Origin of the sequence: Pseudomonas sp. FP603, from assembly GCF_030687415.1 — a bacterium.
Lineage (GTDB): Bacteria > Pseudomonadota > Gammaproteobacteria > Pseudomonadales > Pseudomonadaceae > Aquipseudomonas > Aquipseudomonas wuhanensis.
Window position 1 is genome coordinate 5,328,217 of record NZ_CP117431.1, and the last position, 24,973, is coordinate 5,353,189.

Below are 24,973 nucleotides of genomic sequence, written 5' to 3' on the forward strand. Positions count from 1 at the left end.
CTACCCGAATGACCGCGTTATCGTTCTTCGCGGGCAAGCCTCGCTCCTGCAAAGGCGGGTTTTACGCTTCGCAAGCCCTGCGCACCAACAGCCGCTCACGCACCACGTCGTAACCCCAGTGGTAGACGTAGGTGTAGGGCAGGAAAAACAGCAGCACGCCGATGTCCAGCAGGAACGCCTGCCACAGGCTGACCTTCAGCCACCAGGCAATCAACGGCACGCCAAACGCCACCAGACCTCCTTCGAACAACAGCGCATGCACCACGCGGACCCACGCGTTATGCACAATAGCAAAGCGCTTGAGCAACCGGTCGAACACGCCGTTGAAGACCACGTTCCAGGCGAGGGCAAGGGCTGCAATGGCCATGGTTACCGCGCCCATTTCCAGCATGGGTTTTTCCATGACCCAGGCCAGTAGCGGGGTACAGATCAATATCGCCAGCAGTTCGAAACCGATGGCCTGGAAAATTCGTTCAGTGATGGATTTGTTGGCGTTCATGACCAGACTCCCTGAGTGACTATGGTTGCCATGATCTGTCATCGCACCGATACTTCATAACCAATAACCATCGATCAAGGCGATAGTTCATGGCATCCCACGAAGTGCTGCTGGCGTTTGTCCAGGCGGCGACTCAAGGCTCGTTTTCCGCCGCGGCGCGCAAGCTCGGTCGCAGTCAGTCGACCATCAGCGCCGCAGTGGCCAGCCTGGAAATCGACCTGAACCTTGCCCTGTTCGACCGCAGCAGTCGCAAGCCGAGCCTGACCCCGGCCGGGCACGTCATGCTGCAACGGGCCGAGGAGATTCTGGCCGCCACCAGCCGTCTGGAAATGACCGCCAGCCAACTGTCCCAAGGCGTCGAGCCGAAGCTGACCGTGGCGATTTCCGATACCTACCAGTCCGACCGCTTCGAAGCGGCGCTCAGTGCTTTCGAGCAGCGTTATCCAGACCTGGAGCTTGAATGCTTGATCGCCGAATGCGATGACCTGGTGGCGCTGGTGCAACGCGGTCGAGCGCACGTCGCCTTCGCCGAGATGCAAGACAGCTACCCACCCGACCTGGTCAATTCGACGGTGGACGAGCGCACGGAAATCGCCCTGTTCGTGTCCCATGCTCACCCGTTGGCGAAGCTGAAGGGAATCGATCAAGACGTGCTGCAACAGCACCGCGAACTGCGTCTGGCGACGATCGTCAATCCGTATGAAAGCCGGGCGAAGGGGCGCGTCTGGTCGGCGCCGAGCTATTTGATGCTGCTGGAAATGGCCCAGGGCGGGTTCGGCTGGGCGCCGTTGCCCCGCTGGCTTGTGGGGCGGTTCGGGGCGGGCTCATTGGTGGAGTTGAATGTGCGCGGCTGGCCGAAACCGGTGTGCGTCGATGCGCTGTGGTCGCGCCTGCACCCGCCTGGGCCGGCGGGGAGTTGGTTATTGAGCAAGATGCTGGAGTGAAGGTCCTGCGGCCCTTATCGCGGGCTAGCCTCGCTCCCACAGGGTTCTGTGTCGGACGCAGATTTTGCGCATATCATCAATCCACTGTGGGAGCGGGCTTGCCCGCGATGGGGCCCGCTGCCGCACCGCACATCCATGATCACTCCAACGCTTGGAGCCGCCCCTCGATAAACCGCCGCTCCGGCACCTGCTGCGTCAATTCCAGCGCCCGCTCGTACGCCGCCCGCGCCTCTTCCACCCTTCCCAACTGCCGGTAAAACTCCGCCCGCGCCGAGTGCGCGAGGTGGTAATCCAGCAACTCGCCCCGCGCCAGAATCCCGTCAATCAACGTCAACCCGGCCAACGGGCCATCGCGCTTGGCCAGCGCCGCCGCGCGGTTGAGTTCGATCACCGGCGACGGCACGGCCCGCAGCAGCACATCATACAAACCGACAATCTGCGGCCAGTCCGTCTCCGCCGCCGTCGGCGCTTCGGCGTGCACCGCAGCAATCGCCGCTTGCAGGCAATAAGGCCCGAAACGCCGCGTCGTCAGCGCCTGCTCCACCAGTGCACAGCCTTCGGCAATCAGCTCGGCGTCCCACAGCGAGCGATCCTGTTCATCCAGCACAATCAGTTCACCGCTCGGTGAAGTCCTGGCCGGGCGCCGGGACTCATGCAACAGCATCAGCGCCAGCAGCCCCATCACCTCGGGTTCGGGTAGCAATTGCATCAACAACCGACCGAGACGAATCGCTTCACGCGTCAGGTCTTCGCGGGTCAATTCGTTGCCGATAGATGCCGAGTAGCCTTCGTTGAACACCAGGTAAATCACCCGCAGCACGCTGTCGAGACGTTCAGGCAGTTCCGTCAGGGTGGGCACTTGGTAAGGGATTTTCGCGTCACGAATCTTGGCTTTGGCCCGCACGATGCGCTGGGCGATGGTGGCCGGTGCCGAGAGAAAGGCCCGGGCGATTTCTTCTGTGGTCAGGTCGCAGACTTCACGCAGGGTCAGCGGCACTTGCGCGTCCGCCGCCAGTGCCGGGTGACAACAGGTGAAAATCAGCCGCAAGCGATCGTCTTCCACATCTTCATCACTCCAGTCAGCCTGCTCCAGCTCTTGCAGTTGAGCGAGCAACATCGGCCGGGACGCGTTAAAACGCGCGCGCCGGCGCAACACATCGATGGCCTTGAAGCGGCCGGTGGACACCAGCCAGGTGCGCGGATTGTCCGGCACACCATCACGCTGCCAGCGTTCGACCGCGACGAAGAACGCCTCGTGCAGCGCTTCTTCGGCGAGGTCGAAATCGCCGAGCAGACGGATCAGGGTCGCCAGAATCCGCCGCGAGTCTTCGCGGTAGACCTGCTCGACTCGCGCCCGTACCGACTCGCCAGGCATCAGTCCGGCATGCCTTCAGTCACCAGCGTCTCCAGCCGATCAAGGCTTTGCCCCCAACCGTCATGAAACCCCATGGCCTCGTGCGCCTGACGATCTTCTTCGTTCCAGTGCATGGCGCGAGCGGTATAGAGGGTTTTACCGTCCCGCTCTTCGAGCGTCACTTCGGCGGTCATGAACGGCTTGCCGGTGGGAATCCAGCCGGGAAGAAAAGCGTCGGTGAACACCAGACGCTCCGGGGCGACGATCTCCAGAAACACGCCCATGGTCGGGTACTCGGAGCCATCCGGCGCCCGCATCAGGGTGCGAAACTGACCGCCCACCCATAGGTCCATTTCGCACTCGGGCGTGGTCATGCCGTGAGGCCCCCACCATTGGGCGAGCAGCGCGGGTTCAGTCCAGGCGCGGAAGATTTTGCGGCGCGGCGCATCGATCAGGCGACTGATGGACAGCTCGAATTTGGCCGGTTTTCGCTGGACGGATTGCGGACTCATGCAAGAACTCCTGTTGTGATTGTTATTCAGGGATTCAACTGGCGAACGGGCCGCACCTCGACACAGCCGACCCGGGCCGCCGGGATGTTGCCGGCGACCTGGATGGCTTCATTGAGGTCCTTGGCATCGATCAGGTAGAAGCCGGCCAACTGCTCCTTGGTTTCAGCGAACGGGCCATCGGTAACCGACATTTTTCCGTTGCGCATGCGCACGGTGGTTGCGGTCTGTACCGACTCCAGCGCTTCGGCGGCGATCATCCTGCCGCTGCCCTGGATCGACTCGGCGTAGGCCATGCACTCGGCGTCTTTGGGGCTTTCGGGCAGCGAGTGCAACTCGTGCTCGTTGCTGTAGACCAGGCATAGATACTTCATGGGGACTCTCCATTCTTTAAGGCTCTCCATCTCTTGGAGCTTTGCCCTGATCGAACTGATCAACTATGGCTGCAGATTGATGCTATGGCGCTGCTTTCCGATAAACAGCCCGACCATCAGGGTTTCAGGTCGAACAGCGCCGCGCCGCTCGTCATGTCGAACGGCGCCGACCAGTGTTCGTGGACGATCTGCCAGAGCCCCGCTTCCTGCCGATAGCACGCGGTGACGCGCATCCAGCAGGCCTGGGTTTCACCTTTTTCATTGGTGCCGCCGCAATGCGCCAGCCAGTGAGCGAAAGCGATCTCCTGCGACGGCACGATGTCGATCTCGTGGAACTCGAAAATGTGCGGGCCCGGGCACATCTCCATGCATTCCTGCCAATGCGCACGGTAGGCCGCCTTGCCCTTGAATTGCAGGGCTTTGACGGCATCGAAGGAGACAATGTCATCGGCGTACAGGGCCATGACCTTTTCCACATCCTTGGCGATGACCGCCTGGCGGTAGTTCTCGATCAGGTTATGGATTTGTGTCTGAGCATTCATGATGGTTCTCCGTGGTTTTTTTGTTGAAGACACCCTTAGTCGTCTGGCGAACAGCCAAATCGACCACCGAAATAAAAATAATCCATGGGAGCAAATTCGCTAGAATCCGAGGCTCAATTCCGTTGGAAAAAGGACACTCCAGTGACTGCCCGACTCGTGCCTTACGAAAGCCTGAACGCCCTGCAGCGCCAACAGGTCGAGGCCATCGAAATCAACGCCGAACAAATCAGGTTCTCTGGCGACATTCATGGTGCGTTGCACACTTTGCTGTCCAAGCCTGGCCCTGGCGTCAAAGGCTTTGCGCTACTGGTGGAGGATGCTCCGGTGGCCTTCCTGCTACTCAAGCGCCCGCCGGTACTGCCGGCCTGGGCCGACGAACACAGCGCCACCCTGCACGCCCTGCAGGTCGATCGCCGCGCCCAGGGCAAAGGCTATGGCAAGGCCTGCCTGCAAGCCCTGCCCGAGGTTGCGCGCCAGGCCTGGCCGGAAATCAAAGGGCTCGAGTTGTCGGTGGATGCAGACAATGAGTCGGCCATCGCGCTGTATGCCAAATATGGCTTTGTCGACAGCGGCGAAGCGTACAAAGGCCGGATCGGTTACGAACGACGGATGGGGCTGGTTTTCTGATTCGTAGAGGGATGAACGATGTTGAATTCAATCGAAGCGCTGGAAGCGATCTACGGCCTGCCCCATGACCGCGCGGTGCGCAAGCAGATCCCGTTTCTGAACGAGGACTATCAGGCGATGGTCCGCGCCTCGCCCCTGGTGATTATCAGCTCGGTCGGCCCCGACGGCATGGACGGCTCACCGCGTGGCGATACGCCGGGTTTCGTGCGGATCATCGATGAGCGCACGCTGGCGATCCCGGATCGACCGGGCAACAACCGCATCGACACGCTGCGCAATGTCGTGCTCGACTCACGGGTATCGCTGTTGTTCATCATTCCAGGGATTGGCGAGACGTTGCGGGTTAATGGCACGGCGCAGATCAGCGCCGAACCCGCATTGCTGGAGAGTTTTGCCGTTAACGGCAAACCGGCGCGCACGGTGATGCTGGTGACGGTGCAAGCGGCGTATTTTCACTGCTCGAAAGCGATAGTGCGTTCGGATTTGTGGAACCCGCACAAACACCTCGAACGCTCTGCCCTGCCGACCGCCGGGGCGTTTCACAAGCGCCTGAACGATGGGCAGTTCGATGCCGAGACGTATGACCGGGAAGCACCGGCGAGAGTGCGGGACAGTCTCTACTGATCACCCGCTTGTGTCTTGCGCAGGACTTAGACTGAAGATGAGAGCGGTGAGTGGCAAGCTGAACGCCCGGAGTGCTAGCAGCACGTGTGGGAGCCCATGCTGCCATTCACCTCTCCACTCTGGTTATTGAGCCCGAACAGTTGAACGAGCCGACCTCGAACATTACAAGCGTGGAGCCCAACCAGAGCGCTCTCATTTATGAGTGTAAGAGGGTTTAGCCATGTTTTCCTGCGCAGGCATTGATGTTTCCAAAGACAGTCTGGAAGTCTGGATTAATTCGCAAGGCATTGGTGCGAGTTTTCCGAACAGCGCCAGTGGTTTCCCGGTGCTGATTGATTGGTTAAAAGGCTTCGAAGTCACCCGCGTGTTACTGGAAGCCACCGGTGGCTACGAGCGGGGGCCCATGAAGGTGCTTCAAAGGGGCGGCTTTGACGTCTTACGAATCAATCCTCGTCGGGCGAAAGATTTTGCCAAGGCAATGGGTTATCGCGCTAAAACAGACGCGATAGATGCGCGGCTTCTCGCCGAATTTGCAACGATTATAAAGGACGCCGATAGCCGTATCACCAGCGCCGAACAGGACAATTTGCGTGCGCTGGTACAGCAACGCGAAAACTTTGTTCAGCAGCAAAGTGACGACAGGCGGCGTATCAAAACGGCTTCTGTCGACTCGATAAAACCCTTGTTGCAAAGCCATATCGACTATTTAGATCAGGCAATAAAGTCGATAGAACAGCTGATCTGCCAAAGCGCCAAAGACCTGGACAGTGAAAAAATTGCCCGCTTGCGCTCGGTTAAGGGACTAGGGCTCGTGACCGCAGCCAGCATCATGGCCTACCTGCCTGAGCTGGGAGAGGTTGGACGGCACGAGATCGCAGCACTGGCAGGGATCGCCCCTTACAACGACGACAGCGGCAACCACGAAGGGCCTCGTCATATAAGCGGTGGCCGATTTGCCGTGCGACGTGCGATGTACATGGCCAGTTGGGCTGTGATTTTGCGACAACCCGAGTTCAAAGCCCGATATGACGCGCTTCGCCTGAGAGGTAAATGCGCGAAAGTGGCGCTGATCGCCTGCATGCGGGTGTTGTTGATAAGGCTGAACGCGATGATCCGTGACCAAACTGAGTGGAGAGAGCAGGCAGCCTAAACAGACTGCTTGCTCATTTGGGAAATCACATGGTTTGAGACTGTGGAAGTTCGGCTGCCCTTTGATCAAACTTCAAAATAAAAGACATCAAGACAGTTGCTCCCACATTAGATTTTCGATAACCGTCACGAAGATCAGCCTTGTCGGTAGGGCAAGGCAGTCTTCGCCTCTTCTACATACCCCATGACCCCGACCCGCTCACGCTCAAGGAAGTCTTTCACCGCCGACTTCAAGCCCGGGTGGCGCAGGTAATGCCAGGAATGGGTGATCACCGGTTCGAACCCGCGAATCAACTTGTGCTCGCCCTGAGCGCCAGCGTCGAAACGTTGAAAGCCGTTGGCGATCGCGTAGTCCATGCCTTGATAGAAACAGGTCTCGAAATGCAGGCGATCGAACTCCGCGAGGCAGCCCCAGTAACGGCCATAGAAGCTGTCGCCCCCGACCAGACTGAAGGCCATGGCCACCGGTCGTGAGCCTTGTTTGGCCAGCACCACACGAATCGACTCCGGCATACGCTCGGCCAGCAGACTGAAAAATTCCCGCGTCAGATACGGCGCTTGCCGACGCACCGCGTAGGTATTGGCGTAGCAGGCATACACAAAGTCCCACTGCGCCTGGTCCAGTTGTCGTCCTTCCAGCCATTCGAAATCGATACCCTGCCCGGCCACTTGCTCACGCTCTTTGCGCATTTGCTTGCGCTTGCGCGAACTGAGGGCGTCGAGGAAGTCCTGAAAATCCCGATAGCCGCGGTTCTGCCAGTGGTACTGACAGCCAATGCGCTGCAACCAGCCTGGCTGCTGGGCCAGCGCGGCGTCGGTGAACGGATCGGTGAAGTTGATGTGAGCACTGGAAAGCTCTTCGATCTCCAGATAGCCCGGCAGGCTCTGCAGGAGTTCGAAACCATCCTCGATCGTCGCCGCCAGCAATCGTGGCCCGCTGACCGGGCTGAACGGCACCGCCGTCAACAGCTTGGGGTAGTAGTCGATGCCGGCACGCTCACAGGCTTCGGCCCAGGCATGGTCGAACACGTACTCGCCGTAGGAATGCCATTTGCGGTAACTGGGCAGCGCGGCGATCAGGCGATCGCCTTCAACATGCAGCAGATGCTCGGGCTGCCAGCCGGAATGCGGGCCGAGGCTGGCGCTGTCTTCCAGCGCACTCAAAAAGGCATGGCGCAGAAACGGCTGAGTTGCCGGCACCAGCGCGTCCCAGGTGTGCGGCGCGATTTCGGACAGACGTTCCAGACGTTGCAGCGGCATCAGTATCCCCGACCATCATTTTCTACAGATGGGACGAGTATCGCCTATCTGATTGCCTAATCCGAAACAAAAAAAACCCCGCCGAAGCGGGGTTAAACGAGCGGAGCTTTAACGGATGAAGAAAGAGCTCGTACAGGATTTACTGCGGTTTAGAACACGTATTGAGCGCGGACCACGAAACCGTCACCGCTGTCATCACCTGTACGACGTGCCGGGGTAGTACCGCTGGCAGCAGTGGCATTGGTCACGTTGTCAGTCTTGGCCTTGAGGTAGGCGCCAGTGATTTTCACCGCTTCGTTGGCGTACCAGTTGACACCCAGGGTGTGCACTTGGGCTTCGGCATCGCCGACATCGCGGGTCAGGCTGGCGGTGGTGATGTTGTCGTCTTCGACGGTCAGGCTGTCGTACCGATAGAACAGCTCCCAGGCACCGATCGACTTGTTGGCTGGCTTGATCGCATCGAACTTGCCGACTTTATAGCCACGGGCTTCGCCGGTGAGGGTGTAGGCACCCTGGACGTAGAAACCGTGACCCTTGATGTCTTCACGGCTGCTGTCATCGGCCTTGGTCTTGCGGGCGATGTATTCACCCTGGATCGAGGCAGGGCCCATGGCGAATGCAGCTTCCAGGCCGTAAGCGTCGTCACGGTCATAGGAGCCGGCAGGCGAAGTGGAACTGCCGCCCAGCACCGGACGGTTGCCGTTGGTGCCGGCATCGTTGCCGCCGAGGGTTTCGACGCCACGCATGCCCATGCGGGTGCGATAACGCGAATCGAAGGCGGTGTCGGAGACGTCACGGGAAGCCACGTTCACACCGAAGTGCAGCACGTTGCCGGCGTCATGCATCGGGGCGAATACAAAGCGACCGTTGACCTGTTTAACACTGTTGCCATCGGTATCGTCGGTGTCTTTGCTGAACACGCCGGCAGAAGCGTAGAACGAATCAGCGAAGGTGCTGGAGGCTTGCAGGCCCAGACCATTCTGGTGGCTGTTCGCCCAATCGACCATGTCGTACGCCATGTTGCGTTCTGGCGCAGTGACCCACTTGGAGCTGGTAGCTTTTTCCAGGCCGAAGTCCGGGTCGAAACGACCGACTTTGATCGAGACCGGTTTGAAGCCGTTGTAGGCCAACGACGCTTCGTCGAAGTAACCGTTGTCGGAGTCACCGCTGTTGTGGGAGAAATCGTAGTTGATGGTGTAAGCCCAATCCGTGTACAGCACACCCGACAGCTCCAGGAAGCCACGACGGATGTAGGCCGCGTCGGCGGTATCGCCGTTTCTGGTGTAGACGCCATCGAACTGGCTGTAGTCAGCCTGCAAGCGACCGCCGAGTTTGAAGCTGAATTCTTTATCGGTGGTGGCGACTTCAAGGCCGCCCTTGGTTTTGACTACGATATCGGCGCCGTCAGTGGTGACGGTGCCAGCGAAAGCCTGGGCGGTTACTGCCATGGCCAATGCGCTGGCGGCAAAACCGGCGAAGTGCTTACGGATCATCGAAGAGTTCCCCCTAATTGGTGGTCTGTAGCTTGGAAACACGCGGGTCTGGCCCGCTTGTGTTGGGAGGGAATCTTGGGGGCGGGGTATTTCAGCCGGGTTGCTGATAGATAAAGATTTTATGACAGGGGAACTTTTTTACTTCGAATCGAAATAACAGAAGAGCAGCCACAGGAGATGAGCTGCAAGCCGCAAGCTAGAGCGGCTGAAGGGGTGTAATACGGGCGGGAAACTACGATTTTTTCTTCAGATGCTCGTTGGCAAGCCGTTCAGCCAGCGCATCCAGATCAGCTACAGGCGGCTCGGGCATCACCTTCAGGGTGGCCTGCATCAAGCGCATCTGCCGAATGAACCGCCGGCAATTGGGGCAGAACATCAAAATGATGCCGCACCATCAATCGCTCACGAAAACTCAACTGCCCATCCAGATAATCACTGGAGCGCGCCACTTGTTCCTTGCAGGTCAACATTCGCCGGTTTCCTCAAAATGCTCCACGGTCGCAAAGACCTTCAACCGTGCCCGATGCAGCAGCACACGAACATTGGAGAGCGAGATCTCCAGAAGATTACAGATCTCCTCCAGCTCCAACCCCTGTCGCTCGCGTAACAGCAATACACTGCTTTGCAGTTCCGACAGGCTGAGCAACGTGTGCTCCAGGCATTCGCGCAGCTCGCTTTCGGTCAACAGGGCCTCTGGCGTGTCCTGATGCCAGGCGTACGGCGCCACCAGCCAATGACCATCACTCGATGAAAAACGATCGTCATCGAGCGTGCCGTGAGGCGATGGCAGGTCATCGAGCAGCACTTCCCGACGGTTTTGTTTGTAGCGGCTCTTGGCCGAGTTGGCGGTGATGGTCAGCAGCCAGGTCTTGAGGCTCGACCGCCCCTCGAACCCGCCGAGATTGCGCACCACCGACAGCCAGGCATCCTGCACCACTTCGTCGACGTGTCGGTTACCGACGATGGCATAGGCCACCGCGCGCATCGCGCTCTGGTAAGTGCTGACCAGTTCCTTGAAAGCCCTCTGCTCGCCCGCCAGCAGGCGTTCGAGCAATAGGGTGTCGTCAGCTGCGGCCATGCAAACCTCGTTTCAGAACCATCGGTATTGTGGCGTCGGACAACATTGTGGGAGCGGGCTTGCTCGCGAAGAGGGAGTGTCAGTCGACATGAATGTTGCCTGATACATCGCCTTCGCGAGCAAGTCGAATCGTCGCACCGCCGCTCCCACAGGTTCCGCGCCTTAACTGAGAATGGCATTGGGACAATGCCACCTCGCGACAGCTTCAGCGCTTGCGCAGAATCACGCTACCGATCGAATAGCCAGCGCCGAACGAGCTGAGTACGGCCAGCGAACCGCTGACCAGATCGTCCTGATTTTTGTGAAACGAAATCACCGAACCGGCAGAACTGGTGTTGGCATAGGTGTCGAGAATCACCGGGGCTTCTTCTTCGGTGGCTTCGCGGCCCAACAGCTTCTTGACGATCAGGTGGTTCATGCTGAGGTTGGCCTGGTGCAGCCAGAAGCGCTTCACGTCGCTGACGTTGAGCTGGTTTTCTTCCAGGTGCGTGGCGATCAGCTCGGCGACCATCGGGCAGACATCGCGGAACACCTTGCGGCCTTCCTGGACGAACAGTTTGTCGGGGGCACCGATGCCCTCTTCCGCGGCGCGGTTGAGGAAGCCGAAGTTGTTGCGGATGTTGTTGGAGAACTTGGTCAGCAGTTTGGTGCTGACCACGTCGAACTGGTACTTGGACGTCGCGAGATCCGCACGTTCGATGATCACCGCCGTGGCGGCGTCGCCGAAGATGAAGTGACTGTCGCGGTCACGGAAATTCAGGTGGCCGGTGCAGACTTCCGGGTTGACCATCAGGATCGCGCGGGCCTGGCCCAGTTGCACGCTGTTGGCCGCAGCCTGGATGCCGAAGGTCGCCGAGGAGCACGCCACGTTCATGTCGAAACCGAAACCCTGGATGCCCAGCGCTTCCTGAACTTCGATGGCGATGGCCGGGTAGGCGCGTTGCAGGTTGGAGCAGGCGACGATCACACCGTCGATGTCAGCGGCGGTCTTGCCAGCACGCTGCAAGGCTTGTTCGGCCGCGCCGATGGCCATCTGGCAAAGCACCGACCACTCGTCGTTGGAACGTTCTGGCAGGCGTGGCGCCATGCGCTGCGGGTCGAGGATGCCGTCCTTGTCCATGACAAAGCGGCTTTTGATGCCGGACGCTTTTTCGATAAACGCGGCGCTGGATTCGGTCAATGCCTGGATTTCGCCGCGCGCGATGGCTTCGGCGTTGTCGGCGTTGAACAGCGCGACGTAAGCGTTGAAAGACTGCACCAGCTCTTCATTGGAAATGCTGTTGGCCGGGGTGTACAGGCCGGTGCCGCTGATGACGACGTTATGCATGGTCGTTTCTCTAATCCGTTCAGGCAGAAAGCGCTGGCACCGACGTACCAACACACAAAGGGTCTATTCCAGGTCCGGACGCAAACCTGGCATCGCTTTATTCCGATCCGCCCGGCCCGTGAAGGCTCAAAACCGCGGGGCTGGCGTTTATAGGCGCGAAGTTTGCCATAAACGCTGGCTTTTGGCGCCTTTTGCAAGCGCAACAGCGTACCTGTGGGAGCGGGCTTGCCCGCGATGAGGCCATCACATCCAACATTTATATCGAATCGCAGGCCGCCATCGCGGGCAAGCCCGCTCCCACAGGGTTTAGGGCTCGACTTGTGTCCATTGCTTGTTCAGGCGCTTGTCGGAGATCGGCACCTTGGTCCCCAATTGCTGCGCGAACAGCGAGACCCGGTATTCCTCCAGCCACCAGCGATAGAGCTCCAGCTGCGGATCGCGCTTGCCCTCCTGGGCATGTTTGTTGGCGCGGGTCTGGTATTGCGTCCAGAGGCCGGACAATTCGCCGCTCCAGACCCGGTCCCTTTGCACCTGAGCGCCGATTTTCTCGAAACGCTGCTCGACGGCCTTGAGGTAACGCGGCAGTTCCTTGAGCCACGGCATCGGCGTTTCACGCACGAACCCCGGATACACCAGATGGCTGAGCTGCTGCTTGATGTCGTTCAAGGCCACGGCTTGCGCCAGGTCGATCTTGCCCTTGAAGCGTTTCTGCAGGCCGTGCCACAGCTTGAGAATCTCCAGGGTCAGCTTGGCCAACCGTTCAGCGTGCTCGGTCCAGCCGCCGCGTTTGCGTTCGGCCAGCGACGCCAGCCCGGCGCCATCGCGTGGCAATGGGTCTTCGCCGTCGAGAATGCAGCTGTCGAGACTGGCCAGCAGAATGTCTTCCACCAGACTGTCGATGCGCCCCAGTTCGCGGTACATCAGGCCCAACTCGGTCAGCCCCGGCAACTTGCCGCGCAGGAACTTCGCCGGTTCCGCCAACTGCTGCATCAGCAAACGCTGCAAGGCCCGGCGATGCTGGAACTCGGCTTCGGCCGGGGTCGAGAATCGACCTTCCTTGACGGTGCCGCTTTCTTCCACCAGCGCCGGATACACCGTCATCGATAGCCCGGCGATTTTTTGCTGGGTTTTTTCCGCCACGGCGGCAAAGACTTTCGGCTCCACCGGCTGTTGGCTCTTCGCCGTTTGCGGCACTGCCAACGCAGCCTGACTGGCCTCGGCAAAGCGTGCGGTCAGCTCGGCCAAGTCACGGCCTTCGCCGAGGAACTTGCCCTGGCCGTCTACGATTTCCAGGTTCATCCGCAAATGACTTTCGACCTGCTGCGAGGCTTCGGCCCAGGCTTCATCGCTGACCCGTGCCCCGGTCATGCGCAGCAACTCGCGCCCCAGGGCCAGAGGCAATGAGCCCTCGGCAAACGTGATGCGCTGCAAGGCGGCTTTGATGAAGTCCGGCACCGGCACGAAATTCTTGCGCAGGGCCTTGGGCAGGTTGCGCACCAACGCAATGCACTTGGCCTCGATTACGCCTGGCACCAGCCATTCCAGACGTTCCGGCGGCAGCATCGGCAACAGCGGTGCCGGCACACGCAAGGTCACGCCATCGCGTGGATGGTTGGGTTCGAAGTGATAACTCAGCGCCAGTTCCAGATCGCCGATGTGCAGGGTGTCCGGGTAATGCGCGGCGGTGACTTCGCTGGCTTCGCGGGCCAGCACGTCTTCTTCGCGCATGATCAGCAGCTGCGGATCTTTCTGGCTGTTGACCCGGTACCAACTGTCGAAGGTCGCGGTCTGGTGAATCTCTGCCGGCAGTCGCGCATCGTAGAAGGCGAACAGGGTTTCTTCGTCAGCGAGGATGTCGCGGCGGCGCGCCTTGGCTTCCAGTTCGTCGAGCTGTTCCAACAACTGTGAATTAGCAGACAAGCACTTGGCTTTGGATTGAATCTCACCACGCACCAAAGCTTCGCGGATAAACAACTCGCGGGACACCACCGGGTCGACCGGCCCGTAATGCACCGGCCGGCGTCCGACCACGATCAGCCCGAACAGGGTGATCTGTTCGAAAGCCACAACCTGACCGCGCTTCTTCTCCCAATGGGGTTCGAAGTGGTTTTTCTTGATCAGGTGCCCGGCCAGCGGCTCGATCCAGTCAGCGTCGATCTTGGCGACCATCCGCGCGTAAAGCTTGGTGGTTTCCACCAGTTCGGCGGTCATCAGCCATTGCGGACGCTTCTTGCCCAGGCCCGACGACGGGTGAATCCAGAAGCGTCGCTGACGGGCGCCGAGGTAATCGCCGTCTTCGGTTTTCTGGCCGATCTGGCTGAGCAAACCCGAGAGCACGGCTTTGTGCAGCTTAGGGTAATCCGCCGGCTCTTTGTTGAGGCTCAGCTGCATGTCGCGGCAGATCAGGCTCAACTGGCGATGGGAATCGCGCCACTCGCGCAGGCGCAGGTAATTGAGGAAATTCTTGCGGCACCAGTTGCGCAGCGGACTGGCCGTCAGGGCTTGGCGTTGTTCTTCAAAACCTCGCCACAGATTGACCAGCCCGGCGAAGTCCGAGTCCACGTCTTTCCACTGGGCGTGGGCCTGATCGGCGGCTTGCTGACGCTCCGGCGGACGCTCGCGCGGGTCCTGAATCGACATGGCACTGGCGACGATCAGTACTTCCTGCAAGCTGCCCAGTTTCGCCGCTTCCAGCAGCATGCGGCCCATGCGCGGGTCCACCGGCAGCCGCGCCAATTGCCGACCGAGTGGGGTCAGCTGACTGTTGCGGTCCACCGCCGAGAGTTCTTGCAGCAGGTTGAAACCGTCGCTGATGGCTTTGCCATCCGGCGGCTCGATAAACGGGAAATCGGTGATCTCGCCGAGGCGCAGATGAAGCATCTGCAAAATCACCGCCGCGAGGTTGGTCCGCAGGATTTCCGGGTCGGTGAATTCCGGGCGGCCGATGAAATCTTCTTCGCTGTAGAGGCGGATGCAAATGCCCGGTTCGACCCGCCCGCAACGGCCTTTACGCTGGTTGGCACTGGCCTGGGAAATCGCTTCGATGGGCAGGCGCTGAACCTTGGCGCGGTAGCTGTAACGGCTGATGCGCGCGGTGCCGCTGTCGATCACGTAACGAATGCCCGGCACCGTCAGCGAGGTTTCCGCGACGTTGGTTGCCAGTACGACTCGACGGCCTGGGTGCGACTGGAAAATCCGCTGCTGTTCGGCCGGCGACAGCCGCGCGTACAACGGCAGAATCTCGGTGTGTTTGAGCTGGGCCTTGCGCAGCATGTCGGCGGCGTCACGAATCTCGCGCTCGCCGGGCAGGAACACCAGGACGTCGCCGGGGCTCTTGCGCTCGCTGCGTTCGAACGCGGCAATTTCGTCGAGGGTGGCGAGAATCGCCTGATCCACGGTCAGGTCATCCTCGACACGGTTGCCCTCCTCATCCTGCTCCAGGGTCAGCGGGCGATACCAGGTTTCTACCGGGAAGGTGCGGCCGGAGACTTCGACGATTGGCGCATCGTCGAAGTGCTTGGAAAAACGCTCCAGGTCGATGGTCGCCGAGGTGATGATGACTTTCAGGTCCGGACGACGCGGCAGCAGGGTTTTTAGGTAACCGAGCAGGAAGTCGATGTTCAGGCTGCGCTCGTGGGCTTCGTCGACGATGATCGTGTCGTAGCGTTCGAGGTAGCGGTCGTTCTGGGTTTCCGCCAGCAGAATGCCGTCGGTCATCAGTTTGATCAGGGTGTTGGAATCGCTCTGATCCTCGAACCGCACCTGATAGCCGACCAGCGCGCCCAACGGCGTCGCCAATTCTTCAGCGACCCGGCTCGCCACGCTGCGTGCGGCGATTCGACGGGGCTGGGTGTGACCGATCAGGCCGTGTTGGCCGCGGCCGATTTCCAGGCAGATCTTCGGCAACTGGGTGGTTTTGCCCGACCCGGTTTCGCCGGCAATGATCAGCACCTGATGTTTTAGCAGCGCCGCTTTGATTTCGTCGCGCTTGGCGGCGATTGGCAGGCTGTCGTCGTAACGAATCACCGGCAGGCTGGCGCGCCGCGCCAACACCTGATCGCAGGACGCCTGCGTGCGCGTCACCCACTGAGCCAGTTTGGCCTCGTCAGGTTTTTTGCGCAGCTCAAGCAACTGCCGCCGCAGCCGGTGGCGGTCGGCGAGCATGGCGTGATCGAGGTTTTTCAGCAGTTTGTCGATGGAAGGCGATTCGTCAGTCATCAGGTACGCAAAAGTCGTCTAGTGGCGCAGGGGGCGGATTGTCGCAGATTTGCGCCCCCATGTGATCGTTCCCACGCTCTGCGTGGGAATGCAGCCCGGGACGCTCCGCGTCCCAAGAGCGGACGCAGAGCGTCCATTGAGGCATTCTCACGCAGAGCGTGGGAACGATCTCTTGAGGCTATTCGTTATCGAGGCCCTTGCGCCGATACGGAAACACATCAATCACCTTCCCCGCCCGAATCGCCTCCTGCAGCCCCTTCCAGTAATCAGCGTTGTACAACTCACCGTGCAACTGATCGAACAACTTTCGCTGCCCCGAATCGGCAAACAGAAACGGTGGAAATTCCTCGGGAAATACATCCAGTGGCCCGATCGAGTACCACGGTTCGGAGGCCATTTCGTCTTCCGGGGTGCGCGGTTGCGGGATGTGGCGGAAGTTGGCTTCGGTCAGGAAGCAAATCTCATCGTAGTCATAAAACACCACCCGACCGTGACGGGTGACGCCAAAATTCTTCAGCAACATGTCGCCGGGGAAAATGTTCGCTGCCGCCAGTTGCTTGATCGCCAGACCGTAATCCTCCAGCGCCTCGCGAACCTGCGCCTCGTTGGCGTGTTCCAGATAGAGGTTCAACGGCGTCATCCGGCGTTCGGTCCAGCAGTGGCGAATCAACACCGTGTCACCTTCCAGCGATACCGTGGACGCGGCCACCTCAAGCAATTCTTCCAGGCATGCCGGCTCGAACTTGCTCAACGGAAAACGGAAGTCGGCGAACTCCTGGGTATCGGCCATGCGCCCGACCCGGTCGACGCTTTTCACCAGGCGATACTTTTCGATCACCGTGGCGCGGTCGACGTTTTTCGACGGCGAGAAGCGGTCCTTGATGATCTTGAACACGGTGTTGAAGCCCGGCAGGGTAAACACGCTCATGACCATGCCGCGCACGCCGGGGGCCATGATGAACTGGTCGTCGGTGTTGGCCAGGTGATTGATCAGCGCCCGGTAGAACTCGGACTTGCCATGCTTGTAGAAGCCAATCGAGGTGTACAGCTCGGCGATGTGCTTGCCCGGCAGGATGCGTTTGAGAAAGCCGATAAATTCCGCCGGCACCGGCACATCGACCATGAAGTACGAACGGGTGAAGGAGAAAATGATCGACACCTCCGCCTCGTCGGTGATCAGCGCATCGATCTGGATGCCCCGGCCTTCGCGGTGCAGCAGCGGAATCACCAGTGGCCATTGATCGTCCTGGGTGTAAATGCGCCCCACCAGATAGGCGCCCTTATTGCGGTAAAGCACCGAGGAAAACAGCTCGACACTCAGTTCCGGGTCCTTGCAGACCCAATCCGGCAGGTTCTCGCGCAATTGTGCTTCGAGGCGGCGCAGGTCGCCGGACAAATCGGCGTAATCCTCGCTGAAGCGATAGTCGGAAAAAATGCTCGCAAGCATGCCGGACAACTGGCCATGGGGCTTGTAGGTGCGGGTTTGCGCCGCCCGGGCGCGGCGCAGGCTTGGCCGCGTGGTGTGGATGAACATGCAGCCGTCGCTGATCAGGTCGTGGCTGAACAGCCCGCAGAAAATCGAGTTGTACCAGGTCTCGGACAGTTCATCGTCGAAGCGCAGGTCGATCAGGCTGATATAGGCGCTTTTGACCAACGGCCAGCTGCTGACGTCCATCAGCACATCGGCGGCGAACGACTGATGCAGGCGCCCAACCGTTTCGCCGACTTTCTCTTCGTAGAGGTTGATCCGCGCCGCCGACGCGACTTGTGTCGTCTGCCACTGGGCCTGCTCGAAGCGGGCTCGAGCGCCGTCGGTGATCTGACGGAAATGCTCGCGGTAATCGTCAAAGCCATCGAGGATCATTCGGGCGATGTCGGCGGCTGGCCATTGCTGCGGCATAGGTAAAACCTCGGCGGCTGTTCTTGTCGTTGGAGCCTGAGCTTAGTGGCCCTGCGTGACGCAACGCAACCATTGCCTTGTGCCCTGACTGGCGCGACACTTGCGCGCCAATCAAGGAAGGAAAGTGCTGTGAACCCCGTCGATATCCTGCGTATGTTGTCACTTGCCGCCATCTGGGGGGCGAGCTTTCTGTTCATGCGCATTATTGCCCCAGTGATTGGCACAATCCCCACTGCTTTTTTCCGTGTATCGATTGCCGCTGTCGGGCTGCTGGTGATCGTCGGGCTGATGCGCATCAGCTGGGATTTCAAAGGCAAACTCAAGACGGTGATGCTGCTCGGGCTTATCAACTCCGGGATTCCAGCAACCCTCTATTCCGTGGCCGCCCAGGTGTTGCCGGCCGGTTACTCAGCGATTTTCAACGCCACCACGCCTTTGATGGGGGTGTTGATCGGAGGACTGTTCTTCCATGAAAAACTCACCGGCGCGAAGGTCTGCGGGGTGTTTCTCGGACTGTTCGGCGTCGGCATCCTCACCCGCGCAGGTCCGGTGGCGTTCGACATGGAACTGCTGATGGGCGCACTCGCGTGCCTGATGGCCACCACCTGCTATGGCTTTGCCGGGTTCCTCGCCCGACGCTGGCTCGACCATGCCGGCGGTCTCGACAGTCGCCTTTCGGCGTTGGGCAGCATGCTTGGCGCAACGTTGCTTTTGCTGCCGCTGTTCGGCTACAGCGTAATCAGCCAACCACCAGCGAGCTGGGGCGGCTGGAGCGTCTGGTTGTCGTTGCTGGGGTTGGGTTTGGGCTGCACCGCGTTTGCCTACATTATTTACTTCCGCCTGCTCAGCTCGATCGGCCCGGTGAAATCGATGACCGTGACCTTCATGATTCCGCCGTTCGGGGTGTTGTGGGGCGCGCTGTTGCTGAATGAGCCGCTGTCGATGGCGCACCTTTATGGCGGAGTATTGATTGCGGTGGCGTTGTGGCTGGTCTTGAAGCGGGCGGTGGTGAAACCGGTTGAAGTGGTTGCTCGGTAGTGCTGTTGGCAATGCCATCGCGAGCAAGCTCGGTCCCACAATGGATCGGTGTCACGACGAAGATCCAATGTGGGAACGGTGCCCGAAGCAATGCTTCGGGCCTTGTTTGACTCAAGCAGTTTTACGGAAGACGAACACCAGACCAATGATGATCAGCAGCATGCCGAGCATGCTCAATGCCGCCAGGCGGTTGCCAAAAATCAGGTAGTCCATCACCGCCGTCACCGCTGGCACCAGATAGAACAGACTGGTGACATTCACCAGATTGCCCCGGGCGATCAGTCGATACAGCAGCAGCGTCGCCAGCACTGATACCACCAACCCCATCCACAACACCGGCACGATGAACCCTGTGCTGTGTTCAACGTGAAAGGGCTGGAACGGTACGAAGATCCCGCAGAGCAACAGCCCCGCGAGGTACTGCACCGGCAGCGTGCCGAGGGGATTGTCGGTAATACGCTTCTGCATGATCGAGCCGAAGGTCATGCTCGCCAGCGCCAACAGACCGAAGAGCATTCCGGCCAACGACATACCGGCCAAACCGATGCCTTGGTAAACCACCATGATCAAACCGGCCAAACCTAGCGCCAGACCGAACATCCGGCTTATTGATCGGTGCCGCTCCATGATCACTACGGTGAGAATCGGTTGAACGCCCATGATGGTTGCCATCATTCCCGGCGTGACATTCAGGTTGAGGGCCAGCAGATAGAAAATCTGATAAGCCCCCAGCAACACCACGCCCGTGGCCATCGCATACAACATCGGCTTGCCGCCCTTGGGCAGTTTCAGCTTGAGCAACGGCATCAACAGCACCAGCCCGCACAAGGCGATGGCGAAACGAACCAGCAAAAAGGCAAAGGGAGACGCGTGGGCCAGGCCCCATTTAGAGAAGATCGCCCCGCTGCTCCACAGCAAAACGAACAGGCTCGTGGACGCCGCCGCGAGCGCGGATTTTTTCGAAAGGACAAACATGAATACCACCTGTAGTCAGGCAAAAAGCCAACTCAGCCGAAGCTGAAATTCAGTAGTTTTTTCAGGCGCTTTTCAGATGGGCACGGGAACAGCAGAAAAAAGCTGATCAGCCCGAAAAGCCAACGCCTGGCGGTGATACGACTGCGCACACCGGCGTGCTACTGACAGGTGGGGGGTAATGACTGATCTGCGCAGGCTGCTGATTCCCGCACGGCACGACGCCAGCGTTGACCGCTGAATCGACTACCGCATTGATGGGGGAAGCTGGCATGGGCTGATCTTTTTTGATGGGTGAAAGGGTGGTTCAGGAAACCACCGAGGGCCGACTATAACCAGCGTGTGACATGTATTGCAATGACTTGGACAAAGGGCCAGTAGCAGCTGTCGAGCTCCCGCGAGGCTGCGTTCGGCTGCGAAGCAGTCGTCAATCCGATCACCTTGATTTACCTGAAAAACCGCATTGGCTGATTTACGACTGCTTCGCAGCCGAACGCAGGCTTCGCCAGCTGCTACAGATCGCATTACGGCTTAACTGACTGGGGATGGCTTTTTGTGCAGAAACCGGTCTCAACCAAACAGCCAATACCCCAACAACGTCAACACCACCACCGCCAGCACCGGTCGCAATACGCGGTAAGCCTTGGGGTTACGACGCTTCCACTGTTTGACCATACCGCTGAATTTGTCGCTGAAGTTCTTGCTCCAGGCATAGGCCTGATTGATCCCGCCAACGCGTTCATCGTCAAGGTTCTGGGGTGCAGTGGCGCGCCCCAGCAAGCCGCTGATCCAGCGGTTGATACGGGTCATGAGGCGGTTGCTCATCGGTCGCTCGATGTCGCAAAACAGGATGACCCGGGTTTGCTCGGTTTCGTTCTTGACCCAGTGCACGTAGGTTTCATCGAACATCACGTCTTCCCCATCACGCCAGGCATAAACCTGACCATCGACGAAGATGCGGCAATGATCGGAATTCGGTGTCGACAGACCCAAGTGATAACGCAAAGAACCGGCGAACGGGTCGCGATGCGGGTTGAGGTGACTGCCACCGGGTAGCAGCGCAAACATGGCGCCTTTGATGTTGGGAATACTGCTGACCAACGCCACGGTTTTCGGGCACAAGGTTTCGGCCGACGGCAGGGGTTTGTCATACCACTTGAGGTAGAAACGCTTCCAGCCCTTCTTGAAGAATGAACCGAAACCGGCGTCGTTGTTCCTTTCGGCGGCGCGAATATAGCCCTCGTCGAACAAGTGCATGGCTTCATCGCGGATAACTTCCCAGTTGTCCCTGAGCACATCCAGTTCGGGGAACTTGCTGCGGTCCAGGTAGGGCTTGGATGGCACGCTGGAGAACAGGTACATCAGGGCGTTATAGGGTGCAAACAGGGCCGAGTGATTGACGAACTGACGCAGAACCGGCAAACGCGCCTTGCCACGCAAGTGCACATAGAGTGTGCTGCCGAGGAACAGCAACAACACCGACGCCTTCGCGACAAAGGGAAAGTTCATCTACAACTCCTTGATAGTAGGTAACTTTGCACAACGCCATTTACCCGACGTGGCAGTCGGCCATGATAAACACTACCGGCCTCGGGAAAAACCCGCATAACGCAACATTCAGTGTTAAGGATTACGCAATAAACACTTATTAACACAGGGTTCCTGAATGGGGGCTGACCCGAATCAACCCCTATGATAAGGAGGCTTGCCCCAATTCCTGTGGGAGCGTGGCTTGCCCGCGAAGAACGATGACGCGTAATACCTGACAAACCGCGGTGCATTCTTCGCGGGCAAGCCACGCTCCCACAGGATTTTCGTCGTTCACATTTCTTGACTTACCGGCACTGGGACTTGCTCCCGTTCGCCTGCAAAGCAATCGTAAATGTTATTGCTGATTCTCCTGTTCGGTAAACAGATCACTGAACAGCATGCTCGACAGGTAGCGTTCGCCAGAGTCGGGCAGGATCACCACGATGGTCTTGCCCTGCATTTCCGGGGTTTCGGCCAGCCGCACAGCCACTGCCATGGCAGCGCCGCATGAGATACCGCTCAAAATCCCTTCTTCCTGCATCAGCCGCAGGGCCATCGCCTTGGACTCATCGTCGCTGACCAGCTCCACCCGATCGACCATCGACAGATCCAGGTTCTTCGGCACAAAACCAGCGCCGATGCCCTGGATTTTATGAGGGCTCGGCTTGATCTCTTCCCCGGCCATCGCCTGGGTGATCACAGGAGATACCAGCGGCTCCACCGCCACCGAGATAATCGGCTTGCCCTGGGTATTCTTGATATACCGCGAAACCCCGGTAATGGTTCCACCCGTTCCGACGCCCGCTACCAGCACATCAACCGCGCCGTCGGTGTCGTTCCAGATCTCCGGCCCGGTGGTTTTTTCGTGGATGGCCGGGTTGGCCGGGTTTTCGAACTGCGCCGGCATGAAGTAGGTGGATGGATCACTGGCGAGGATTTCGGCGGCCTTCTCGATCGCGCCTTTCATGCCTTTGGCCGGTTCCGTCAACACCAGTTCGGCACCAAGGGCTTTGAGCACCTTGCGTCGTTCGATGCTCATGGACGCCGGCATGGTCAATACCAGTCGATAACCGCGGGCGGCGGCAACGAACGCCAGGCCGATGCCGGTATTGCCCGAAGTCGGTTCGATGATGGTCATGCCGGGCTTGAGTTTACCGCTGCTTTCGGCCTCCCAGATCATGTTCGCGCCGATCCGGCACTTGACCGAATAACCGGGGTTGCGCCCTTCGATCTTGGCCAGGATGGTGACACCGCGCGGGGCGATACGGTTGATCTGCACCAGCGGCGTATTGCCAATGGAATGGGCGTTGTCAGCATAAATACGGCTCATGGCTGGGTCCTTATACAGCGTTGAATTAACTGTCCAAGGTATGCCTGTTACCCGTGGTCGTCCAGTCAGTCGAACGTCCGCTTACCCCCGCAGTCAATCGCTTTATACCGCCCAGAGATTTGCTGCCATGAAGCGTCGATACAGTTGGCCCCTGTGGACCCTCGCCGGCATCGTTCTGCTGCTGGTTGCCCTGCACATTGCCCTGCCCTACGTGGTGCGCGATTACCTCAACGAAAGATTGGCGAACATGGGTGACTACCGCGGGCAGATTACCGACGTAGACCTGGCCCTGTGGCGCGGCGCCTACAAAATCAATGGACTGAAAATCGTCAAGGTCAATGGCAAGGTTCCCGTGCCTTTCGTCAACGCGCCATTAATTGACCTCTCCGTCAGCTGGCACTCGCTCTGGTACGACCATGCCGTGGTGGGCGAGGCCCAGTTCGACAAACCCGAGGTGAACTTCGTCGACGGCGGTGCCAACAAAAAAAACTCCCAGACCGGTCAGGGCACCGACTGGCGGGCACAATTGGAAAAACTGCTGCCGATCACCCTGAATGAAGTTCGGATCAACGATGGCCGGATCACCTTTCGAAACTTCAATTCAAAACCGCCCGTAAACATGAATGCCACCCAGGTCAATGCGAGCATTTACAACCTGACCAATGTGGTCGACACCGAAGGGAAACGCGACGCCCGATTCGATGGCAAGGCACTGCTACTGGGACATGCTCCGCTGGAAACAACGGCAACCTTCGATCCGCTGAGCGACTTTCAGAGTTTCGAATTCCGCCTGCGCGCCAAGAACCTGGAACTCAAACGCCTGAACGACTTCGCCGCGGCCTACGGCAAATTCGACTTCAACGCCGGCCACGGTGATCTGGTCATCGAAGCCGAAGCCAACAAGGGGCAACTCACCGGCTACATCAAACCGCTATTGCGCGACGTCGATGTGTTCAATTGGCAACAGGACGTGGAAAACAAAAACAAAGGGATTTTCCGTTCCATCTGGGAAGCGCTCGTCGGCGGCACCGAGAACGTGCTGAAGAATCAGCCAAAAAACCAGTTCGCCACGCGGGTTCAGCTCAGGGGCAACGTGCATCAGCGGGATATCAGCGCATTCGAGGCGTTTTTGCAGATTTTGCGTAATGGTTTTATCGAGGCCTTCAATGCCCAGTACGAACGGCCCAAGCCGGATACGGACTGAGTCAAGATGTGACGCCCCATTCAGAGACTGAATAAGCCGTCTGCGTTCACAGTCGACCGGGCAGCGCGTTATAGTCGGGTACTACAATTATTGCGCCCCGCCCTGCCTCGTTCAGGTCGGCGTTACCGTTCGAGGATTAGCAGATGAAGTTCGAAGGCACCCAGGCCTACGTCGCCACCGATGACCTGAAGCTGGCGGTCAACGCCGCCATCACTCTGGAACGGCCACTGCTGGTCAAGGGCGAGCCAGGCACCGGCAAGACCATGCTCGCCGAGCAACTGGCCGAGTCCTTCGGCGCCAAGTTGATTACCTGGCACATCAAGTCCACCACCAAGGCGCATCAAGGTTTGTACGAGTACGACGCGGTCAGTCGCCTGCGGGACTCGCAGTTGGGTACGGAGAAGGTCCACGACGTTCGCAACTACCTGAAAAAGGGCAAGCTCTGGGAAGCGTTCGAGTCCGAAGAGCGGGTGATTCTGCTGATCGACGAAATCGACAAGGCCGACATCGAGTTCCCTAACGACCTGCTACAAGAACTCGACAAGATGGAGTTCTACGTTTACGAGATCGACGAGACCATCAAGGCTAAAAAGCGTCCGATCATCATCATTACCTCCAACAACGAGAAAGAGCTGCCGGATGCCTTCCTGCGCCGCTGCTTCTTCCACTACATCGCCTTCCCGGATCGCGTCACGATGCAACGGATCGTCGACGTGCATTATCCGAACATCAAGAAAGACCTGGTCAGCGAAGCGCTGGACGTGTTCTTCGACGTGCGCAAGGTGCCGGGCCTGAAGAAGAAGCCCTCGACCTCCGAACTGGTGGACTGGCTGAAACTGTTGATGGCCGACAACATCGGCGAAGCAGTACTGCGCGAGCGCGATCCGACCAAGGCCATTCCGCCACTGGCAGGTGCGTTGGTGAAGAATGAACAAGACGTGCAATTGCTCGAGCGTCTGGCGTTCATGAGCCGTCGCGGTACTCGCTAACAAAGGGCAATC

Annotated in this window: 21 protein-coding genes and 1 pseudogene; 7 read left to right on the top strand and 15 right to left on the bottom strand. The window is 59.2% G+C overall.

The window, feature by feature from the left end; all coding sequences use genetic code 11:
* Nucleotides 1–61: 61 nt before the first annotated feature.
* Nucleotides 62–499, bottom strand: a complete 438-nt coding sequence (locus PSH65_RS24615) for a multidrug/biocide efflux PACE transporter (protein ID WP_305422894.1) — start codon at nucleotides 497–499, stop codon at nucleotides 62–64.
* Between the two features lie 89 nt (nucleotides 500–588).
* Here PSH65_RS24615 and PSH65_RS24620 point away from each other — a divergent pair, with 89 nt between their 5' ends.
* A complete protein-coding gene (locus PSH65_RS24620) occupies nucleotides 589–1,443 on the top strand; it encodes a LysR family transcriptional regulator (protein ID WP_305422895.1) in 855 nt (284 codons plus the stop codon).
* A gap of 139 nt (nucleotides 1,444–1,582) precedes the next feature.
* Here PSH65_RS24620 and PSH65_RS24625 read toward each other — a convergent pair whose 3' ends face one another.
* The 4 genes from PSH65_RS24625 to PSH65_RS24640 all read right to left on the bottom strand — a co-directional run bounded on the left by PSH65_RS24625 (nucleotide 1,583) and on the right by PSH65_RS24640 (nucleotide 4,222).
* A complete protein-coding gene (locus tag PSH65_RS24625; RefSeq protein ID WP_305422896.1) occupies nucleotides 1,583–2,818 on the bottom strand; it encodes an RNA polymerase sigma factor in 1,236 nt (411 codons plus the stop codon).
* A complete protein-coding gene (locus PSH65_RS24630) occupies nucleotides 2,818–3,309 on the bottom strand; it encodes an SRPBCC family protein (protein WP_305422898.1) in 492 nt (163 codons plus the stop codon). Before PSH65_RS24630 ends, PSH65_RS24625 begins: the two co-directional genes overlap by 1 nt.
* Before the next feature lie 26 nt (nucleotides 3,310–3,335).
* Nucleotides 3,336–3,680, bottom strand: coding sequence for a YciI family protein (locus PSH65_RS24635; protein ID WP_305422899.1), 345 nt, complete (start codon nucleotides 3,678–3,680; stop codon nucleotides 3,336–3,338).
* Nucleotides 3,681–3,796: 116 nt separating this feature from the next.
* Nucleotides 3,797–4,222, bottom strand: coding sequence for a nuclear transport factor 2 family protein (locus tag PSH65_RS24640; protein ID WP_305422900.1), 426 nt, complete (start codon nucleotides 4,220–4,222; stop codon nucleotides 3,797–3,799).
* 141 nt (nucleotides 4,223–4,363) lie between these two features.
* On the opposite strand from PSH65_RS24640, the gene PSH65_RS24645 reads away from it, so the two are divergent.
* From PSH65_RS24645 to PSH65_RS24655, 3 genes are all read left to right on the top strand, one after another.
* Nucleotides 4,364–4,849, top strand: coding sequence for an N-acetyltransferase (locus PSH65_RS24645; RefSeq protein ID WP_305422902.1), 486 nt, complete (start codon nucleotides 4,364–4,366; stop codon nucleotides 4,847–4,849).
* Between the two features lie 18 nt (nucleotides 4,850–4,867).
* Nucleotides 4,868–5,473 (top strand): pyridoxamine 5'-phosphate oxidase family protein, encoded by a 606-nt coding sequence (locus PSH65_RS24650; protein ID WP_305422904.1) that lies wholly within the window; start codon nucleotides 4,868–4,870, stop codon nucleotides 5,471–5,473.
* A gap of 220 nt (nucleotides 5,474–5,693) precedes the next feature.
* Nucleotides 5,694–6,623 (top strand): transposase, encoded by a 930-nt coding sequence (locus PSH65_RS24655; protein WP_305421584.1) that lies wholly within the window; start codon nucleotides 5,694–5,696, stop codon nucleotides 6,621–6,623.
* Between the two features lie 134 nt (nucleotides 6,624–6,757).
* Here the strand turns inward: PSH65_RS24655 and PSH65_RS24660 are convergent, their stop codons facing one another.
* From PSH65_RS24660 to aceK, 7 genes and pseudogenes are all read right to left on the bottom strand, one after another.
* Nucleotides 6,758–7,882 (bottom strand): GNAT family N-acetyltransferase, encoded by a 1,125-nt coding sequence (locus tag PSH65_RS24660; protein ID WP_305422905.1) that lies wholly within the window; start codon nucleotides 7,880–7,882, stop codon nucleotides 6,758–6,760.
* A gap of 149 nt (nucleotides 7,883–8,031) precedes the next feature.
* Nucleotides 8,032–9,375: an OprO/OprP family phosphate-selective porin gene (locus PSH65_RS24665; RefSeq protein ID WP_305422907.1), complete on the bottom strand. Its 1,344-nt coding sequence runs from the start codon at nucleotides 9,373–9,375 to the stop codon at nucleotides 8,032–8,034.
* A 232-nt stretch (nucleotides 9,376–9,607) separates the two neighbouring features.
* Nucleotides 9,608–9,845, bottom strand: a pseudogene (locus tag PSH65_RS24670) (anti-sigma factor).
* Nucleotides 9,839–10,453 carry an RNA polymerase sigma factor gene (locus PSH65_RS24675; protein WP_305422908.1) on the bottom strand — a complete coding sequence of 205 codons (615 nt, stop codon included), beginning with the start codon at nucleotides 10,451–10,453 and terminating at the stop codon, nucleotides 9,839–9,841. The pseudogene PSH65_RS24670 and the gene PSH65_RS24675 overlap by 7 nt, the downstream one beginning before the upstream one ends.
* A gap of 205 nt (nucleotides 10,454–10,658) precedes the next feature.
* On the bottom strand, nucleotides 10,659–11,780 hold the full coding sequence (locus PSH65_RS24680) for a beta-ketoacyl-ACP synthase III (protein ID WP_008009866.1): 1,122 nt from the start codon (nucleotides 11,778–11,780) through the stop codon (nucleotides 10,659–10,661).
* A 306-nt stretch (nucleotides 11,781–12,086) separates the two neighbouring features.
* Complete coding sequence (hrpA, locus tag PSH65_RS24685) at nucleotides 12,087–15,998, bottom strand: ATP-dependent RNA helicase HrpA (RefSeq protein WP_305422911.1); 3,912 nt, start codon at nucleotides 15,996–15,998, stop codon at nucleotides 12,087–12,089.
* 178 nt (nucleotides 15,999–16,176) lie between these two features.
* Nucleotides 16,177–17,898 (bottom strand): bifunctional isocitrate dehydrogenase kinase/phosphatase, encoded by a 1,722-nt coding sequence (aceK, locus tag PSH65_RS24690; RefSeq protein WP_305422913.1) that lies wholly within the window; start codon nucleotides 17,896–17,898, stop codon nucleotides 16,177–16,179.
* 129 nt (nucleotides 17,899–18,027) lie between these two features.
* Between aceK and PSH65_RS24695 the strand changes: the two genes are divergently transcribed.
* Entirely contained in the window at nucleotides 18,028–18,936 is a 909-nt protein-coding gene (locus PSH65_RS24695; RefSeq protein WP_305422915.1) for a DMT family transporter, read from the top strand.
* Between the two features lie 111 nt (nucleotides 18,937–19,047).
* Here PSH65_RS24695 and PSH65_RS24700 read toward each other — a convergent pair whose 3' ends face one another.
* The 3 genes from PSH65_RS24700 to cysK form a co-directional block, all read right to left on the bottom strand.
* Nucleotides 19,048–19,911: a DMT family transporter gene (locus PSH65_RS24700; RefSeq protein WP_305422916.1), complete on the bottom strand. Its 864-nt coding sequence runs from the start codon at nucleotides 19,909–19,911 to the stop codon at nucleotides 19,048–19,050.
* Nucleotides 19,912–20,478: 567 nt separating this feature from the next.
* On the bottom strand, nucleotides 20,479–21,417 hold the full coding sequence (locus tag PSH65_RS24705) for an aspartyl/asparaginyl beta-hydroxylase domain-containing protein (protein ID WP_305422917.1): 939 nt from the start codon (nucleotides 21,415–21,417) through the stop codon (nucleotides 20,479–20,481).
* A gap of 376 nt (nucleotides 21,418–21,793) precedes the next feature.
* A complete protein-coding gene (cysK, locus tag PSH65_RS24710) occupies nucleotides 21,794–22,768 on the bottom strand; it encodes a cysteine synthase A (protein WP_305422918.1) in 975 nt (324 codons plus the stop codon).
* Between the two features lie 127 nt (nucleotides 22,769–22,895).
* Between cysK and PSH65_RS24715 the strand changes: the two genes are divergently transcribed.
* A complete protein-coding gene (locus tag PSH65_RS24715; protein ID WP_305422919.1) occupies nucleotides 22,896–23,972 on the top strand; it encodes a DUF748 domain-containing protein in 1,077 nt (358 codons plus the stop codon).
* 143 nt (nucleotides 23,973–24,115) lie between these two features.
* Nucleotides 24,116–24,961 (top strand): MoxR family ATPase, encoded by an 846-nt coding sequence (locus PSH65_RS24720; protein WP_007898718.1) that lies wholly within the window; start codon nucleotides 24,116–24,118, stop codon nucleotides 24,959–24,961.
* Nucleotides 24,962–24,973 lie beyond the last annotated feature (12 nt).

What these genes read in the sequence shown, in the direction of transcription:
- PSH65_RS24615 (WP_305422894.1), bottom strand. Translation starts at nt 499, where the DNA reads ATGAACGCCAACAAATCCATCACTGAACGAATTTTCCAGGCCATCGGT.
- PSH65_RS24620 (WP_305422895.1), top strand. Translation starts at nt 589, where the DNA reads ATGGCATCCCACGAAGTGCTGCTGGCGTTTGTCCAGGCGGCGACTCAA.
- PSH65_RS24625 (WP_305422896.1), bottom strand. Translation starts at nt 2,818, where the DNA reads ATGCCTGGCGAGTCGGTACGGGCGCGAGTCGAGCAGGTCTACCGCGAA.
- PSH65_RS24630 (WP_305422898.1), bottom strand. Translation starts at nt 3,309, where the DNA reads ATGAGTCCGCAATCCGTCCAGCGAAAACCGGCCAAATTCGAGCTGTCC.
- PSH65_RS24635 (WP_305422899.1), bottom strand. Translation starts at nt 3,680, where the DNA reads ATGAAGTATCTATGCCTGGTCTACAGCAACGAGCACGAGTTGCACTCG.
- PSH65_RS24640 (WP_305422900.1), bottom strand. Translation starts at nt 4,222, where the DNA reads ATGAATGCTCAGACACAAATCCATAACCTGATCGAGAACTACCGCCAG.
- PSH65_RS24650 (WP_305422904.1), top strand. Translation starts at nt 4,868, where the DNA reads ATGTTGAATTCAATCGAAGCGCTGGAAGCGATCTACGGCCTGCCCCAT.
- PSH65_RS24655 (WP_305421584.1), top strand. Translation starts at nt 5,694, where the DNA reads ATGTTTTCCTGCGCAGGCATTGATGTTTCCAAAGACAGTCTGGAAGTC.
- PSH65_RS24660 (WP_305422905.1), bottom strand. Translation starts at nt 7,882, where the DNA reads ATGCCGCTGCAACGTCTGGAACGTCTGTCCGAAATCGCGCCGCACACC.
- PSH65_RS24665 (WP_305422907.1), bottom strand. Translation starts at nt 9,375, where the DNA reads ATGATCCGTAAGCACTTCGCCGGTTTTGCCGCCAGCGCATTGGCCATG.
- PSH65_RS24675 (WP_305422908.1), bottom strand. Translation starts at nt 10,453, where the DNA reads ATGGCCGCAGCTGACGACACCCTATTGCTCGAACGCCTGCTGGCGGGC.
- PSH65_RS24680 (WP_008009866.1), bottom strand. Translation starts at nt 11,780, where the DNA reads ATGCATAACGTCGTCATCAGCGGCACCGGCCTGTACACCCCGGCCAAC.
- hrpA (WP_305422911.1), bottom strand. Translation starts at nt 15,998, where the DNA reads ATGACTGACGAATCGCCTTCCATCGACAAACTGCTGAAAAACCTCGAT.
- aceK (WP_305422913.1), bottom strand. Translation starts at nt 17,898, where the DNA reads ATGCCGCAGCAATGGCCAGCCGCCGACATCGCCCGAATGATCCTCGAT.
- PSH65_RS24700 (WP_305422916.1), bottom strand. Translation starts at nt 19,911, where the DNA reads ATGTTTGTCCTTTCGAAAAAATCCGCGCTCGCGGCGGCGTCCACGAGC.
- PSH65_RS24705 (WP_305422917.1), bottom strand. Translation starts at nt 21,417, where the DNA reads ATGAACTTTCCCTTTGTCGCGAAGGCGTCGGTGTTGTTGCTGTTCCTC.
- cysK (WP_305422918.1), bottom strand. Translation starts at nt 22,768, where the DNA reads ATGAGCCGTATTTATGCTGACAACGCCCATTCCATTGGCAATACGCCG.
- PSH65_RS24715 (WP_305422919.1), top strand. Translation starts at nt 22,896, where the DNA reads ATGAAGCGTCGATACAGTTGGCCCCTGTGGACCCTCGCCGGCATCGTT.
- PSH65_RS24720 (WP_007898718.1), top strand. Translation starts at nt 24,116, where the DNA reads ATGAAGTTCGAAGGCACCCAGGCCTACGTCGCCACCGATGACCTGAAG.